The sequence below is a fragment of the Pseudomonas sp. ESBL9 genome (genome assembly GCF_036668715.1).
Lineage (GTDB): Bacteria > Pseudomonadota > Gammaproteobacteria > Pseudomonadales > Pseudomonadaceae > Aquipseudomonas > Aquipseudomonas lundensis.
Genome location: NZ_JAZEVV010000001.1, coordinates 1,038,555 through 1,053,587 on the forward strand (window position 1 = coordinate 1,038,555; position 15,033 = coordinate 1,053,587).

A 15,033-nucleotide genomic window follows, 5' to 3' on the forward strand; every position below is an offset into this window, starting at 1 on the left:
GAATGGTTCAACTGCGTCGCTTACCGGGGTCGTGGGACGCCAGGATGTCGATCAGGGTCGTGCCTTCGGCCAGATCAATCTTGCGCAAGGTATAAAGCGCCTGCAGGGATTTGATAGGCAGCCCGCTGATGGTTTCAAGCCAGCCTGCGTGTCGCGCGCAGGCATCAGGTTGTGCTTGCAAGGCGTGATGGAGTTCGTTTAACAACGGTACGTTGTCGGGGTAGTTACGCTGCACGAACGATTCCAACTGGCCGCCCTGTTCGACAAAGGGCGATTGAATAAAACAACGGATATGCTCGTCGCTCAAGTTATACAGATCATTCAAATACTGCGTTATCTGAATTCGCAACTTCTGAATTCGCTTGGGTGTATTAAATGCACTTGCGATGACACCCGTAAGTTGCCCCTTGTATCGAGGGTTACATTCATTTTGCTTGGCCAGACTTTGCAGATATAAACTGACGCCACTGCAATAATCGCCTGCTTCGGTGTAACGGTGACGCAACCCCTGCATATGGGCTTCAACCAGCACCACTGCCGTTTGAGGCTCTTCAATATTGACACCCGGGGCATTCAATTGGCCTTCGGTAAAATGAAGGGCCTCAGAGTTGAGGATTTCCATCTCGCAGGACAAACAATCAAACACGTTAATCACCGCCAACTCCCCGCGGGTCGCGGCACTGACAGGACGCTGGTCGGGTATGGAGTGCGGGTGCATCATCAAGCGTGATGCCTGATCAAGTTGCAGGCACATATCAAGCGCGGCCGACAGTACATCGTCCGGCGGGCTGGCCGTACAGTGCCCCAGGCGCTGTGCCACCTTGATCATCCAATGCGCATATTCGCCCAGATGCGGCGGCGGGCGTCTGTCAATCAGTGCATTGACCACCCCACCCCACCTGTAGGCGGTTTGAAAGAGCGCGGCCCGTGACAACAGGTCGCCATACAAAAAAGTCGCCCTTGCGTCCCCTTCTGACACATGCCCCCACATCAAGACATCCTGCCGACTGGCCACCGGGCTCAGCTCATTGAACGGGGTATGGCGTGTGATGGGATGTGCGCCCGTGTCATCGACCTGTAGCAGTTCAACGCGATCGTCGTCATACAGGAATAACTCATTGCACTGGTGATGAAACCTTGTCATGACGGACGCCGTAAGCCGCGGCTGGCGTAGCACGGCCAGGCGCAACATGAACGACACAGGTGATCGGGCGGCAATACTCAACTGTGCTGCGCGCAAAAACGCCAAGGTATACGCGCTTTCCTTGCCGCCCTCATGCACCACCATCACCCGGAACTGCCCGATGCGCTCGACACCGCCCGCAGCCACCAGTAACCGCTGAATCAACAATTGCAACGCAATGCGCTCATGTCGACTGAAGAACCCTGTCAGGCGATGCAGAACTTGTTGATATACAAAGCTCATGGCCTGCTCATGAAAAGTACTCATGGGTTAACCCTCCGCAACGTCTTATTAGTATTCGCAGGCACACTCAAAGCGGCCAGGCAAACCCTGCTCCCCCATAGAAACAAGGACAGGTATTACTTAAATGTAAGAATTAGACTACGCGACTAGCACTCATCCAGATGCGCCCTATACCAACCAACTTCCATATGAGTGGCCATCAGTAAGCTATCAGTATTCACACCCAAATGAAAAGCCATTTGAGCATTTAAATAATTAGACTGACCGGTCACACTTTAATGTTTAATAAGACTCCAAAGTTATCCGCATACATATTAAACATATCGAATAGGCTTTAAACATCAAACCAAGAAGTTTCAACCTGAATGATGAATCCAAACAAAAACGTCACCCACCCTCATCAAGGGTGGGTGACGTTATCATCTGCCCGTTAACAGGATGCGAACTCACACTTGTAGGGCGACTCGCCCTCTGCAGGGGCATTCATCCATATAACGATGCGCTTGCACAAACTCCTCGAAAGGAAACACTTTGACCACCAGCGGGCGCAGAATCCTGTCGGCCGTCCATTCATTGATGGCTTGCAACGCACGGGCCATGGCTTCTTGGTCCTGAGCGATACCCAATTCCGGCTTGCCGGTGAAATTACCGATGCAATGCACAAAGAACTGAATGTTTTTCTGGAACGCCGCGCAGGCCGGAAATGGCGTTTGATTACCGCCTTGCAAACCGTAAAGTACCAGGCTGCCACGCGGGGCAAGCACATCGCCCAGCACTGACATTTGCGGCCCGCCCAACCCGTCGAACACAGTGTCTACGCCTCGACCGTCCGTGATCTTGTTGATTTGCATCAGCAAGTCCTGTTCTTCGGTAACGATCACCTTGTCGGCACCCAGTTCGCACAAGTAATCGCGCTCGGCGGCATCTTTGGTGGCCGCGATCACCTTGGCGCCCAACGCTTTGCCCATCTGCACGAACGAAGGCCCTGCGCAATGGCTGGCGTCGGTGATCAGCACGGTCTGCCCCGGCTTGACCCGCGCCAAGTCCACGTAGGCGAAATAGGCAATCAACAAGGGCGTGTAATGCACGCTGGCCTCGACCGGGCTCAGCACCTGCGGATAAAGGGTCAGGGCAGAACGCGGCATCAGGACCTGCTCGCCATAGCTCGGGTAGTCATTGGCACTGTGCGCAGGGAAGCTGGCCACCTTGTCGCCCGGCTTCAAGTCACTCACGCCCTCACCGACTGCGGTCACGACCCCCGCCATCTCCTGACCGATACCGGCGGGCAGACGAGCGTGTGACGGCGCCAGATTTTGCCGCCACAGCACGTCGTACCAACTGATACCAATGGCTTCGACGCGCACCTGCACTTCTCCGGGCGCGGGCGCAGCGACCTCGTGCTCTTCGCACTTGAGCACCTCGGCCGAGCCAAACTTGTGAAAACGGATCGTGCGCGACATCGCAAACCTCGCCAAATTAATCGCTAATACCCCAGGACTTTATCGGGGCTTTGGGCGCAAGACTAACAGACAGCATTAATAGTCGACATGTCTGACATTGATCGGCGGCCGCGGTGCTTGCGACACCGAGGCCGTCAAAAAAGCTGCGCAAAGCGCAAAGTTAATCCGATCAGGCAATCAGAAAGCAAATCTAGGCAGTGACGGTTTGGCCTGTATGCCCGTAAGATCCGTCACCTAAGTCCCTCTAGACCCGCCTGTGAAGCCAGCGAGATGAACCGTAACGACTTGCGTCGCGTCGATCTTAACCTGCTGATCGTCTTTGAAACCTTGATGCATGAACGCAGTGTGACCCGTGCCGCAGAGAAATTGTTCCTCGGCCAACCGGCGATCAGTGCGGCGTTATCGCGCCTGCGCAACCTGTTCGATGATCCGCTGTTTGTGCGGACCGGGCGCAGCATGGAACCTACGGCGCGGGCCATTGAGATTTTTGCGCTGCTGTCCCCGGCGCTGGATTCAATTTCCACGGCGGTCAGCCGCGCATCCGAGTTCGACCCGGCCACCAGCACCTCGGTGTTCCGCATCGGGTTATCCGACGACGTAGAATTTGCCCTCCTCCCCATGCTGCTCAAACGCCTGCGCGCCGAAGCGCCTGGCATCGTGCTGGTGGTGCGGCGGGTGAACTACATCTTGATGCCGCCGTTGTTGGCGTCCGGGGAAATTTCGGTCGGCGTCAGCTACACCAGCGACCTCCCCGCCAATGCCAAACGCAAAGTGTTACGTCGCAGCAAGCCTAAACTCTTGCGCGCCGACACCGTGCCGGGGTCGTTGTCACTGGATGATTTCTGCGCCCGCCCCCACGCCCTGGTGTCATTCGCTGGCGACCTGAGTGGTTTTATCGATACCGAGCTGGAAAAACTTGGCCGCAAACGCCACGTCGTGCTGGCTGTTCCACAGTTCAACGGCCTGAGTACCCTGCTGGCCGGCACCGATATCATCGCCACCGTGCCCGACTACACCGCTGAAGCGCTCACAGCCGCTGGCGGCATACGCGCCGAAGACCCGCCGCTGGACACGCAAACCTTCGAATTGCACATGGCCTGGCGCGGGGCACAGGACAACGATCCGGGAGAACGCTGGCTGCGCTCGCGGATCCAGATGTTTTTTGGGGATCCCGAAAGTTTGTAAACCAATTCTACTGAGTTCAGAAATAGCTGGAACATCATGAGATTACCGAGTCTAGAGCCTATGGGCGCCTGTCCGATCCCAAAGGATACTGACGCTTTTGGGGGCAAGTTTTTCATTTTTTCAAAAACCATGCCCCTCAATATGCCAGCCCATGAAGGCCCTCTCTTCAAGCGAAAACTGACCCTAAGAGCACTGACTGAAGTGCGTCCGATAGATCGTCTCGTGTGAGACCTGATAACTCCTATCGTCCGGGTAAGTAAGCGTCAACCACCGGCAATGTGTTCGGGTGACCACTGCAATCGGCTTTCCTAATTCAGAATTTGGAATGTCAGGTCGCTCAACCGTTGTTTTGTTGTAGGCATGAGAGCCCGATTGCTGGCTGATCAACCCCAGTATCCGAATCAAGCCACGCACCTTGAAACGCCCGATTTGCTCGCCATCTTCCTGCATCATCGACAGGATACTGCGGCTGTCAGCGGCGCTTCGACTTTGGGTGAACAGTTCGTTGACGCGACTGCGCAACCGCAATCATTGAACGTCCGGAGTTCGCATTCTATGGCGATGTGCGTAGTAACTTGAGCGCGTGACTTCGAACACTTCGCACAAACAATCAACGGGCTCATGGACGCTGAGCTGGCGGATCAGCGCGTACGCTCGAGATCTTCCGACATCAAGAGCCCGGTAGCTTTTTTAGTATCGATTTCTCCAGTTCAAGGCGCGTGATCCGGGCTTCCAACTCTTGGTTTTTTTGCTGCTCTGACGTCAACGCTTTGCTGGCCGGCGTGATGCCGCCGCGCTCCTGCTGAAGCTGATTAACCCACCGGCGCAGGGCCGACACCACCAAGGAGAGCGGACGGGCCGCTTCGGCATGACTGTAGCCTTGATCGACCACCAGGCAGGCAGCTTCGCGCTTGAACTCAGGGGTAAAGGTACGACGTTGCTTGGTCATCAGACACCTCAATATGGCGAGCATTCTCGCCTAAATGGGTGTCCGGAATCATTAGACCACTACCCATGCAACTCAATGCTATACGCGCAGGTGTACTCATGTTCATCCTCCATATCGTACCTTGGGGTTTCCCACTCCCTATCCTCCCAAGCTCTCAGGACTTCCTCCCGACTCTGGTGCCCTTCCCAAACCCAACACTCGCAAAGGTAAAGCAAGACATCAGGATCTATCGCTAACGCGTCAATACCAAGAATCGACAAAATGCCGGCTTTGGCCTCTTCAAAATCCCGCTGTATAGCTGGATCGCGTTCCTTGATACCCGCAGCCAGAGCTTCGCGGAGTTTGCATCCACGGTCATTCACGACCATTTGATTTAGACGGGCTTGCTTGACAGTCTGCGTTACATCAGGAGGCTCATGGCCAACGCCTTTTGGATCGAGGTCCTGATTGGTCAAGGTCGATAACGACTGGTTATGCTCAGGCACCTTGTCCATAGCCGGTGAGCGTGTCGAAACGTTCTTATTCCCAGCTTTAGGGCCGCACTTCAGATGGCCACTGTTTGGTCGGTCAAAGAGGTAACGTTTATTCGAAGCACGGTCACGAGCTTTTTTCCGCTCACTCTCTAAACTCGCCGCGTACTTCATAAGCCACATATGGATAAATCGTTGTCGTTCGGGGGCCATGCCTAGCGAGATTTTTTTATAGCGCAGGTTGAACGCCTCATCGTCCCCACAACCAAAGCTGTCACCCTGATGGGCCACTTCGTGCTCCACCAACCCAAATAGGTAGGCCACTGTTTTTAATGCGTCAGCCTTCAAACGCTTAACGATCTGGTAATCAATGGCCAAGTACGTCTTACCATCCGTCCAAGCTTCATAAGTGTTGGACTCCCCCAATAGTACTTGGAGGGGGTGGTGGTCATAGCCAAAACTGTCATTAGAATAAGCGGCACCGATGCAAGCACAGGCATAGTGCTGTAGACAGCAGCGTAAATCGATCCAAGCGCGGCGAATCTCCTTGTCGAGTACGTTCTTTTCGTCAACTAACCAAGTCCGTTCCTGAAAGGTATCTTGCAACGCCGAGAATGACACCAGACGCGGTAACAAAGGATTTTCGTCCTTCCAAAAGGCAGGTAAGTGCGAATTCCTGCTGAGGGTGTCTTGGGCTACGTTATGAAGTACCCGTTCAAGAATCTCCACAAAGTCCATGCAGCTGGTGCATCCGAACCGCTCCAGCGTTATAGGATGAACTACCTGAATATGCCCTTCGCGGGCGATAGCCTCACCCTTTGAAACATCACGCCTAAATTCAACTACCGAGATGGTGTTGCCATGCGAGCAATGGGCTTTTTGCAAAAAAGCATGCAGAGAGATGTGCCGCTTTCCAGGCATTAGCGTGATCACTTCTTCATGCGAGTAGATACTCCCAATGTTCGGATTACCACTTAGTAATGAATGGGCGGCCATCTCTCGCCGGGCTTCGGATTTGCGATCCTCGTACAATCGCCCGGATACACCTTTAATCAAGTGGCTGAAGGTTTTGGCGATCGCTTTCCAAACGGGACATGTATTACGCAAAATTTCGGTTCTGGACACGTTGAGTCTGATTGCCTGCTTAGAAACGATCAGCCCACCGCCTCCCCAAACATGGGATGAGTCATGCCGGACCAAAATACCTTGGTTATAAACCGAAACCGGACCTTCTTCCTTGAGTCGGTAGTAAGCCAATCCGTCCTCAAAATCCCATTCTTCTTGAGCTGGATTGCACGTTATATGATGCCCATTGAGTTCAACGCTGATAGATGCATAGCGCACCCCCTCATAGACTTCCTGAATAGCTGACATGACATCAGGATCTTTTAGGGGCTTGTACCACGTTCCTTTAATTGTGCACCCTGGAAGAGCTTTAGGCAGATCCTCAAGTTCGTAGTTGTACCCCATCAAACGAGTGTCGACTGTCATGCTCCATCGATTGGAAACCCAAGTGGTCGATGCATGCGCCAGGATCTTTCCATGGCCTAGTCTTAAGCGACGATAGGTCGCTTCACCCTCTGATTGAGGAATGCTTATTCGTCCGAAATAGCGTAATACATCGTCAAAACTGGCAAAGCCATGTCCATTATCCGAATAACTGAAGTGCTCCTTGGTCATGGTCAAACAAACTGATGTAGCGTTGGCCTCCACAGCGTTTATAAGCAACTCAATGATGGCCTGGGCGATAGAGCCCGTTTGTTTCAAAGTGATGGGGTGAATTATTTTCGGATCGTGTTCAAAAGGCATACGCATGCCGCACCTCGTGCAAACGAAGAAAAATAGATAAGGAGAAATATCAGGTGCGCAATGGCACCGGCATATCTAGAGGAAGACCTGAGCAGACGTGACTCAATAATACCCGGCAGTGCTGGGCATCTCACAGATGCGTGTCACATCAATACTAATAAGCTCCCGACTGTACGGCTCCGACGACTTATAAAACAACAACAAATTTTTACTAGCATACATATCAATACAAATAGGGAAATTTAGCTTAAACAAGCCACTGACCTCGATTTAGTATTCGAAAACTCCACTCATAGGTTGATGCACCTTGTTGATGCAACCGGCTTCCATTTATGTAAAGCACTGCGGATTGACTTGCCATAAGCGAAAACGCTGACCGTTAACATATCAACACGCTCCCAGCGACAACATGGAATATTCAGTTTCGAAAGCGGGCAATAAATTTTGCGAACAGCGCACTCAAGCAGCTACGGATCGGATATAAATCCAAACCTCCGAATATAATCACTTTAATCTATATGACTTACAACAAACGCGAAGGATAACTTGACTCAACATCTAGATCCTCCAACGCGACATAATTACTGACTGGAATAAGTGCAGCCTTCTACTTTTAAACCCTCTGATATACCTTAAAGATGAAACAACAGCTAAAACATCTACATTCAGCGCACTGACGATGAGAAAGGAACGACGTTGGATTTACAGGGTTAGCTAGCTACAGTGGAGAGGTAACGGTACTGAATAAGTACGAGGGGTCGTACAATTGGCCAGCCTGTCAGCTGCGGTGCTAAGTTGCAGAATCACTAAAAAAGCACTATCACCCGCTGCTATAAAAAATTCCATGACCAATCGCAAGGACATTGTTAACTTGAAAGTCGAACGCTGAAACTCAGAGCAAATGAGCGAGCGATCTTGACGAGCCGATACCCTCTTCATTTTCATAACGCTTTCACTTCTCTCGCGTCCCGCTAAACCTGTGGAAAGTACGGATCGACATGCACGCGTCAATGTCGACTTTTTTAAAGAGTGGGTATTACCTAAAAATTCATTGAGGCTGAGGTGGCGATACTTGTGAGGAAACTGCGTATCACGACACAGAAATATCGGTCGAACACTGGGGTTATGAAGCGTAATTTTGCAACGTAAATAACACTCAACGCCTGACACATTAAGCCCCTCGATAAACAATTGACAAACAGGAGAGTTGTGAGTAAGTACTAACCAATTTCGCGTACAGCATTATCCTTAAAAATGCTCTTTCAAACTCCATAACCGTGGAGCTGTTGGGGCATTCATTAGATGAAGGTGTCAGCTTGACCTGCAACCAAAATGCAAAGTTCAAAGGACAACTGTTCACCCCTGTGTGAAAAATAAAACAATCCAGAACAAAAGTAAATACTTTAGTATCTATTAAGTATTTCTGTATCTTTTTAAATCTGCAACCTCATGGAAAAATCACGCATTTGGAGTCTTTATGACAAATCTGCGCACTGTAATTGGAAGCAAAATCAAAATACTCAGAAAAGGAAGACAAATGAGCCAAGCTGACTTGGCCCATTTAATTGGATGTGAGCCACCATTAATTGGTCGCTATGAAAGAGGTTTAACTCTACCTAATATCGAACAACTGATCAGAATTGCTACTGTCTTTGACGTAGCGCCTGGCGAGTTGCTCCCCGGTGGGCAGGACGAGATCAGGACGCGCCTGATCTCTCTTAGACAGGAACTATCTGAAAAAATAATTCACGTGGACTCGCCTGAAAACCTGGAAGAAATAATCCGCCTCACCGACTCATTTATTTCATACAAGCACAATCCAAAAAAAAGATTACTTTAACGCCACCGTTCAAAGCAATCCGTATTTATTAGATATTTCATAAATACGTGATATACGCTGAGAATGGCACTCGCTTGATAACGGATCGACGGGCAAAACCCCATCCAAAATGACCGCCGTATATTTCTCATCCATTCTTACTAGCGCTATCAACTCTTTAAGCTCAGCACGCACCTCAGGATTTTCAAAATCCATTATCAACCCCTCACTACGCTAACGACTTCGCCACTTAAATGATTAGGGCAAGTTAATTAAACAGTGCTGTTAGACACTCACTAATTTTTGAAATTAGAGTGCTTGTTTCCCTGATCAAAACTAGCGGCTACAACTAATACAACTGCTGCGATTACTAAGATCACGACGACGCCAGTTGTGGAATGAGTAGGAGAGTTAGATACCATAGCCAAAGCACCTAAAGGGGCCAAGCCACCAGCAATGGCCGTACCAATTTCACGACCTGTGCCTACACCCGACGAGCGTGTATGAGTGGGAAACTGCCTACTCAGAAATGAGCCTTGCGGTGCAAACATCATGGGCGCAAGAACGCCAGTTCCCAACCCAATCGCAACATAGATCCATATGTCCACCCCTGACTCCAAGAGAGCCATAAACGGATAAGCGAATATCCCTGACAGCACGCCACCGACTAATAATACTTTCTTGCTACTCCAACGATCACAAATGTATCCATAAAAGGGTATGGCGAATATCGCTATCAGACTGGCTATCGTTACAGATAACGACGTAACATTTGCAGCAACCCCTTTGTACTGGGTGAGATAAGCCAGCGAGAAGGTTTTGTAAATATAACTGAGTGCGTTATAGCCAATCGCCAAAAACAGCACGACAAATAAACCTTTTAAGTCGCTTTTAAATAACGTCAGCAAAGGATTGCCAGCAACCTTACTACTTACCTCAGATTTATCCTCAATTGCACTGAGTTTTTGGTACTCAATCGTCTCAGGCAGGCTACTCCTTACCCACAACCCAACAGCCACCAAAACAATGCTGCAAATAAACGGAATACGCCACCCGCCTGCCAGCAGAAATTCATCCCCTTGCATGGTGAGTAAATAGACTGTTAAAGATGATAGAAGCAATCCTAGATTCAGACCCAGCGCAGGCCAAGCTCCTTGGCTGCCACGCTTGTTTTCATCAGCATGTTCATAAGCGGTAACCGCAGCTGCAGCGAGTTCAGCACCTGCTCCAAGGCCTTGAAATATCCTAATCAGCACCAGCATTATCGGAGCCCAAATCCCCAGCGTTGCGTAACCCGGAATAAAACCAATTGCGGTAGTGCAAATCCCCATTAAGCAAAACGTAACTACAAGCATTCGTTTACGGCCAAATCTATCCCCGCAGTATCCAAATAACATGCCGCCAAAAGGTCGTGCTATAAACCCAATTGCAAAAGTTGAGAGCGCCAACAAAGTGGCAACTTTAGAGTCAGATGGATCAAAGAAAACTTTGGAAAACACTATGGCTGCCATCATTGCATACAGATAAAAATCGTACCACTCCAACATGGAGCCAACAATGGTTGCAGCTGCGACCTTCCGCAATCGTTTTTTACGCTGAAACTCACTTTCACCGCCATGCCTAACTAGGTTATCAATCATGCCAACCTCCTTATTTTTGTTATATAGCCTCTCTCAGAGACTTTTTAATAGTTTGTCGGCAATCATTTCACCTATAGGAATTGCCGCCGTTGCTGCGGGAGAAGGCGCATTACACACGTGTAACATCCTTGGAGTTTGCATAAACAGAAAATCTTCAATACAGTCACCACTGCGCATTACCGCTTGAGCTCGGATACCCGCTTTACAGGGTTGAAGATCTTGAAGTTCCAAGGAAGGGTAATATTTTTTGCACTGTTCTAAATAGCCTGCCTTGAACAGTGTATTTTTAATCTCTTGAACACCTGAAACAAAATGCTTTCTTATAAACCTCCAAAAACCTGGATATAAACTGTATTCCAAAATATCGCGAGCGTTGAACGATAATTTTCGATACCCCTCACGCGAAAGGCTCAGTACAGCATTTGGCCCAACCTTAATACTACCGTCGATCATTCGCGTGAGGTGAATACCAAGAAATGGAAGATTTGGATCTGGGACCGGATAGATCAGGTGTTTAATACTTTCATTTCGTGACGGGGGGAGTCGATAATATTCACCCCTGAAAGGTATGATTTGAAAATCAACCTTCAAACCCGCCATCACAGCCAAGCGATCAGATTGTAACCCTGCACAAACCACGAGTTTCTTCGTTTTCCAGGATGTACTATCCGATGTAACCGTCACATGATTTCCACACTCTTTTATTGATATGACGTTGTGTCCACACACGACTTCTCCACCCGCTCTTGCAATCATTTTAAACATAGTGCTGGCTACAGCCTTATAGTCGACGATCCCAGTGCTCTCAACAAATAATGCGCCTGCTCCTATAATGTTCGACTCGCGCCGATGTAACTCCTGAGCGTCAAGCCGATCAATCGTTAAACCATTTTGCCTCGCTCGCTCTGCAATTTTATCCATGAGAACAAGTTTGGCTGTACTTGAGGCGACGAGAAGCTTGCCGCACACCTCGTATTCAATATTGTGCTGCTCACAAAAGTCTTTTGTCGCTTGAGCTCCCCGAGCGCACAATTTTGCTTTAAAACTACCCGGGGTGTAGTACACCCCGGCATGAATGACACCGCTGTTATGGTCTGTTTGATGCTTGGCAAATGAATCCTCTTTCTCAACTAATAACAGTGAAGCTCCTGGCTTAGCTTCAAGCAGTCGCATTGCCGTTGCCAGCCCTACAATTCCACCGCCAATCACACAAAAATCATAGGTCATTAAGAATCCTCAGCCAAGATCAGGTTGTCAGACAACTAAATGCATTTAAATCTGCACTCTAGAAATAGCCTAGGTCACTAAATATATATCCAATCGTTGCGCTGCCGCCTCTAAATGATTTCTGGCACAATTACCTGCCTCACTCGAATTACGGCTTGATACAGCATTAAACATTTCCTGATGCTCACGAAGTGCACCACGCGGGCCAACAGTTAATGTTGCAGAGTTTTCCCAAGCAAATAAGCGAGCCTGAACCAATTGACCATGTAGAAAATCATGGAACGCACTTAAATAATCATTTTTGCACGCCGCCACGATTGACCTATGAAACTCAACATCTGCGGCAGACGATAATTTTGAATTGTGGGAATTATTTTCCATCAACTCAATTGCATCACTCATACGAGTCAAATCTTCTTTTGTATGCCGCTGAGCCGCAATGGATGCCGCTTGTATTTCTATCCACAGACGCAACTCAAAAAGCTGGTCCAACCTGGGCAAAAGACCGTTTTTATTGGGCAGTCTAAAAACAACTCCGCTTGGTGTCTGAGAAACAAATGAGCCACTACCTGGACGGATGATTAAAACGCCGTCCGCTTTTAATTGAGAAATGGCCTCGCGAACAACTGAGCGACTCACGTTGAGCTGCTCTGCCAATTGATGCTCTGTTGGCATCTTGGACTCCGCAGGAAGCCGCCCGTCAATTATTTCTCTTCGAATTGCAGAGACAACGGTATCAACAAGGGACTGGGGACGCGTTAGATTAATCATGGGTATCTATCAGGCTGTCTGACATCCAGAATACCCAAAGGTTAAAACCCAGGTATTAGGTATACCGCTCCATAGTTGTAGGCAACTTCCTGCATTAAAGTAAGTTTGTGATATTACACCCCAACAACAACATATCGTATTAATTCCGTATGTTAATCAACACCCCATAAGTGAGGTAAATACAGCCTGAGAGGTCTAAGCTGCCGCGGTCAGTCCCACCAAGGTATAAAGACGTCTATAAAGCCTGTAGCAATACAATCCCACTTCTCCGCAAGCACAGGCACTACCTCATTCATGGCACCTTCTCGAAACCCCATTCCAAGCCCCCCCTTATGCCTAGCGGATGCAGTAGGTCTGATCAAGGATGTTGTAGCGGTGCCAGGTCCCGTGGCCGTCGATAGCTTAGGTCAGTCTGATATTTTCGTTCCATTCCATCCGTAACGCTCGCAAAAAATTCAACCGCCGGCGGGCGGTTGAATTTGATTATTCGTGACAGGCTCAACGCTTTAGGGCTCTGCGCTACCGCTAACTCGGGCCATCACACTTTGAAGCGCGCGACCAAGTGATTCAGTTCAATCGCCAGATTGGCCAGTTCGCCGCACGCGCTCGCGGTCTGACTGGCGCCTGCCGAGCTCTGGATGGACAGTTCGCGGATACTGGTCAAGTTTTGGTCTGCCTCGCGGGCTACTTGCGCCTGTTCTTGCGAAGCGGTGGCAATCAACAGGTTGCGTTCGTTTATCTGGGTAATGGCCTCAGCGAAAGGTTCATTGTCCTGACGTTCATTTTTTATCACTCTTAAAAGGTCGGTACGTCGCAGGTGTCATGCCAAGCTATCGACCAAGAGACCAAAAGCTGCAAGCCACTCGGCGGATTTATAAACGCAGACTCTTCATTACGGCTCGTGATCTTTTACATAGGCGGACGGCCGTCTCATCAACGTGAAATAACCCCCCTTTAGAGGCTTCGCTTTCTCCAGAGCCGTGCAGCCTGGTCCCCATGGACTGGATCAACTTAAAGGCAAAATGACATCATTGCGCCGTGATCCTAGTTCACGCCGTGTCATAAAGTCGTGCATTCGACGTGTATTTTTTGTCAGTAGGCCAAGAGAGCAAGCATCGCAAAAGCACGAGAGCGCCCAAGGTGATTCCTATAGGCTCAGGAATTCTTTGTTCCACAACTCCAGCAGATAACAACGCGGACGGGGTAAATCATGACGCGGGAATCAACCAGCCCATGTGTTGAAGTGTGTGACAGAGCGCGGTGGAGCGTCATGAGCGTCATTAAAGTGGTGCGACAGAGGAATGGATGATGAGTGAGAAACATGACCAAAGCGCCGCGGTAACGGCGGCAGACATTGAGCGATCCATTCAGGCGCTGAACAAAATGGCTGAACGCCTTTGGGGGGATGGTCGTGAAGCGGAGGCCAAAGCACTTCTCGATGCACTAGACGCATTAAACCGAGCGCTGGACAGGATCCGGATTGGCGAAAGCCGGCGGGTGAAGACCCTGCACTGAGTGTTGGCTGGCGATCTGCATCATCTGAAAAGGCGTCTCGTGCAAGTTGCATGAACACAACGGAGCAGATAATTAGCAAACCCTGATATGGCGAGTCTATTTCTTAAATAACAATTGGCACGACAAATGCCCTACCTACATTGAGGAAAAAATGCAGCGCTGGCACTGATCAGCCGCACCCTACCCGTGATAGTGAGGCCTAACCATGAACGCCATCGATCTTCTGAAAGCAGACCATGAGAAAGTGAAAGCCATTCTGAACCAACTGAGTGAATCAACGGATCGCGCAGTCAAAACACGCACGGATCTTCTGACTAAACTTGAGCTGGAGATCACTATTCACACTCAACTTGAAGAAGAAATCCTGTATCCCGCGTTCAAGTCGGCTGGCGGGAAAGACGAAGCCGAGATGTATTACGAAGCCAAAGAGGAGCACCGCACCGTGGACGCGCTGGTGCTGCCCGATCTGAAGGCCACCGATCCCACGTCACCCGAATTTGCAGGGCGGGTGAAAGTGATTAAAGAGTTGCTCGAACATCACATCGAAGAAGAAGAAACAGACATGTTCCCCCAGGCCAAAAAACTGCTCGGCAAGGCCAAGCTTGAAGAACTGGGCGAACAGATGCTGGCATTGAAAGCCTCTATGAAAAAGAGCCTTGCCGCTGCGTAAACAGTGGGTGCGTCCCCGCAAAAGCAGAGCCCGGCCCAGTGCCGGGTTTTTTGTTTCTACCCTGCTCACTTCAGCACTACAACGGCCAGCAC

The 15,033-nt window shown here is 49.8% G+C and carries 11 protein-coding genes and 3 pseudogenes; 4 read left to right on the plus strand and 10 right to left on the minus strand.

The genetic code is table 11. The features are described 5' to 3' along the window. Positions 1 to 7 precede the first annotated feature (7 nt). Both V6F78_RS04455 and V6F78_RS04460 read right to left on the minus strand, forming a co-directional pair. Positions 8 to 1,450 carry a hypothetical protein gene (locus V6F78_RS04455; RefSeq protein WP_332726707.1) on the minus strand — a complete coding sequence of 481 codons (1,443 nt, stop codon included), beginning with the start codon at positions 1,448 to 1,450 and terminating at the stop codon, positions 8 to 10. A 422-nt stretch (positions 1,451 to 1,872) separates the two neighbouring features. After that, a complete protein-coding gene (locus V6F78_RS04460) occupies positions 1,873 to 2,886 on the minus strand; it encodes a zinc-dependent alcohol dehydrogenase family protein (protein ID WP_047280584.1) in 1,014 nt (337 codons plus the stop codon). 270 nt (positions 2,887 to 3,156) lie between these two features. Here V6F78_RS04460 and V6F78_RS04465 point away from each other — a divergent pair, with 270 nt between their 5' ends. Beyond that, positions 3,157 to 4,071: a LysR family transcriptional regulator gene (locus V6F78_RS04465; protein ID WP_047293251.1), complete on the plus strand. Its 915-nt coding sequence runs from the start codon at positions 3,157 to 3,159 to the stop codon at positions 4,069 to 4,071. Between the two features lie 192 nt (positions 4,072 to 4,263). Here the strand turns inward: V6F78_RS04465 and V6F78_RS22395 are convergent. From V6F78_RS22395 to V6F78_RS04475, 3 genes and pseudogenes are all read right to left on the minus strand, one after another. Continuing rightward, positions 4,264 to 4,373: pseudogene (locus tag V6F78_RS22395) on the minus strand (IS30 family transposase); the annotation flags it as partial. Positions 4,374 to 4,389: 16 nt separating this feature from the next. Continuing rightward, positions 4,390 to 5,020 (minus strand): annotated as a pseudogene (locus V6F78_RS04470) (transposase); the annotation flags it as partial. A 59-nt stretch (positions 5,021 to 5,079) separates the two neighbouring features. Then, entirely contained in the window at positions 5,080 to 7,305 is a 2,226-nt protein-coding gene (locus V6F78_RS04475; protein ID WP_052959389.1) for a hypothetical protein, read from the minus strand. Positions 7,306 to 8,776: 1,471 nt separating this feature from the next. On the opposite strand from V6F78_RS04475, the gene V6F78_RS04480 reads away from it, so the two are divergent. After that, positions 8,777 to 9,139: a helix-turn-helix domain-containing protein gene (locus V6F78_RS04480; protein WP_047293386.1), complete on the plus strand. Its 363-nt coding sequence runs from the start codon at positions 8,777 to 8,779 to the stop codon at positions 9,137 to 9,139. 9 nt (positions 9,140 to 9,148) lie between these two features. Here V6F78_RS04480 and V6F78_RS04485 read toward each other — a convergent pair whose 3' ends face one another. From V6F78_RS04485 to V6F78_RS04505, 5 genes and pseudogenes are all read right to left on the minus strand, one after another. Beyond that, complete coding sequence (locus tag V6F78_RS04485) at positions 9,149 to 9,334, minus strand: hypothetical protein (RefSeq protein WP_080963786.1); 186 nt, start codon at positions 9,332 to 9,334, stop codon at positions 9,149 to 9,151. An 80-nt stretch (positions 9,335 to 9,414) separates the two neighbouring features. Next, on the minus strand, positions 9,415 to 10,758 hold the full coding sequence (locus tag V6F78_RS04490; RefSeq protein ID WP_047293388.1) for an MFS transporter: 1,344 nt from the start codon (positions 10,756 to 10,758) through the stop codon (positions 9,415 to 9,417). Positions 10,759 to 10,791: 33 nt separating this feature from the next. After that, the gene (gene lhgO / locus V6F78_RS04495) at positions 10,792 to 11,985 is read right to left on the minus strand and encodes an L-2-hydroxyglutarate oxidase (protein WP_094990769.1); all 1,194 of its coding nucleotides are present in this window, start codon (positions 11,983 to 11,985) and stop codon (positions 10,792 to 10,794) included. A gap of 69 nt (positions 11,986 to 12,054) precedes the next feature. Continuing rightward, the gene (locus V6F78_RS04500; RefSeq protein WP_080963787.1) at positions 12,055 to 12,756 is read right to left on the minus strand and encodes a FadR/GntR family transcriptional regulator; all 702 of its coding nucleotides are present in this window, start codon (positions 12,754 to 12,756) and stop codon (positions 12,055 to 12,057) included. 538 nt (positions 12,757 to 13,294) lie between these two features. Further along, positions 13,295 to 13,513, minus strand: a pseudogene (locus V6F78_RS04505) (methyl-accepting chemotaxis protein); the annotation flags it as partial. Positions 13,514 to 14,064: 551 nt separating this feature from the next. Between V6F78_RS04505 and V6F78_RS04510 the strand changes: the two are divergent. Continuing rightward, on the plus strand, positions 14,065 to 14,271 hold the full coding sequence (locus V6F78_RS04510) for a hypothetical protein (protein WP_047293394.1): 207 nt from the start codon (positions 14,065 to 14,067) through the stop codon (positions 14,269 to 14,271). Between the two features lie 205 nt (positions 14,272 to 14,476). After that, a complete protein-coding gene (locus V6F78_RS04515) occupies positions 14,477 to 14,941 on the plus strand; it encodes a hemerythrin domain-containing protein (protein WP_047293396.1) in 465 nt (154 codons plus the stop codon). The last annotated feature ends 92 nt before the right edge of the window (positions 14,942 to 15,033 follow it).

Excerpts from the sequence above, each read along its gene's own strand:
- V6F78_RS04465 (WP_047293251.1), top strand. The coding sequence starts at position 3,157 with ATGAACCGTAACGACTTGCGTCGCGTCGATCTTAACCTGCTGATCGTC.
- V6F78_RS04500 (WP_080963787.1), bottom strand. The coding sequence starts at position 12,756 with ATGATTAATCTAACGCGTCCCCAGTCCCTTGTTGATACCGTTGTCTCT.
- V6F78_RS04510 (WP_047293394.1), top strand. The coding sequence starts at position 14,065 with ATGAGTGAGAAACATGACCAAAGCGCCGCGGTAACGGCGGCAGACATT.
- V6F78_RS04475 (WP_052959389.1), bottom strand. The coding sequence starts at position 7,305 with ATGCGTATGCCTTTTGAACACGATCCGAAAATAATTCACCCCATCACT.
- lhgO (WP_094990769.1), bottom strand. The coding sequence starts at position 11,985 with ATGACCTATGATTTTTGTGTGATTGGCGGTGGAATTGTAGGGCTGGCA.
- V6F78_RS04480 (WP_047293386.1), top strand. The coding sequence starts at position 8,777 with ATGACAAATCTGCGCACTGTAATTGGAAGCAAAATCAAAATACTCAGA.
- V6F78_RS04485 (WP_080963786.1), bottom strand. The coding sequence starts at position 9,334 with ATGGATTTTGAAAATCCTGAGGTGCGTGCTGAGCTTAAAGAGTTGATA.
- V6F78_RS04490 (WP_047293388.1), bottom strand. The coding sequence starts at position 10,758 with ATGATTGATAACCTAGTTAGGCATGGCGGTGAAAGTGAGTTTCAGCGT.
- V6F78_RS04515 (WP_047293396.1), top strand. The coding sequence starts at position 14,477 with ATGAACGCCATCGATCTTCTGAAAGCAGACCATGAGAAAGTGAAAGCC.
- V6F78_RS04460 (WP_047280584.1), bottom strand. The coding sequence starts at position 2,886 with ATGTCGCGCACGATCCGTTTTCACAAGTTTGGCTCGGCCGAGGTGCTC.
- V6F78_RS04455 (WP_332726707.1), bottom strand. The coding sequence starts at position 1,450 with ATGAGTACTTTTCATGAGCAGGCCATGAGCTTTGTATATCAACAAGTT.